Source organism: Mesorhizobium sp. M1A.F.Ca.IN.020.06.1.1 (assembly GCF_004023265.1).
Taxonomy (GTDB): Bacteria; Pseudomonadota; Alphaproteobacteria; order Rhizobiales; family Rhizobiaceae; genus Mesorhizobium.
Window position 1 is genome coordinate 1 of record NZ_RZSR01001474.1, and the last position, 922, is coordinate 922.

The 922-nt window shown below is 64.6% G+C and carries 1 pseudogene; it reads left to right on the forward strand.

Going from position 1 to position 922, the window contains the following annotated elements:
* Nucleotides 1-922, forward strand: a pseudogene (locus tag EOA60_RS34975) (excinuclease ABC subunit A); the annotation flags it as partial.

Genomic DNA, 922 nt, shown 5'->3' on the forward strand with positions numbered 1-922 from the left:
GCGCCTGCCCGACCTGCGACGGCCTCGGCAGCCAGCGCGCCATCGACGCCAACCTCATTGTGCCGGACGAGAATGTCTCGCTGCGCGACGGCGCCATCAGCCCGTGGGCGAAATCGACCTCGCCCTATTACGCGCAGACGCTTGAGGCCTTGGGCAAGGCCTATGGCTTCAAGCTCGGCGACAAGTTCAAGGATCTGAGCGCCGAGGCGCAGCAGGCCGTGCTGCACGGCACGGGCGAGCGCGAGATCACCTTCCAGTATGACGACGGCCTGCGGTCCTACAAAACGACCAAGACCTTCGAGGGCGTCATCCCCAACCTCGACCGGCGCTGGAAAGAAACGGAATCGGCCTGGATGCGCGAGGAGATCGAGCGCTTCATGTCGGCCACCCCCTGCCCCGCCTGCAACGGCTACCGGCTGAAGCCGGAAGCGCTCTCAGTCAAGATCGCCGGCAGGCACATCGGCGAGGTCACGGAGCTGTCGATCCGCAAGGCCGACCGGTGGTTCACCGATCTGCCGGCGCAGCTCAACGAAAAGCAGAATGAGATCGCCGTCCGGGTGCTGAAGGAAATCCGCGAGCGCCTGCGTTTCTTGAACGATGTCGGCCTCGACTATCTGACGTTGTCGCGCAATTCCGGCACGCTGTCGGGCGGCGAGAGCCAGCGCATTCGTTTGGCCTCGCAGATCGGCTCAGGCTTGACGGGCGTGCTCTACGTCCTGGACGAGCCGTCTATCGGTCTGCACCAGCGCGACAATGCCCGCCTGCTCGATACGCTGAAGCACCTGCGCGACATCGGCAACACGGTGATCGTCGTCGAGCATGACGAGGACGCCATCCTGCATGCCGACTATGTCGTCGATATCGGCCCGGCCGCCGGCATCCATGGCGGTGAGATCATCGCGCAAGGCACGCCGCAGCAGAT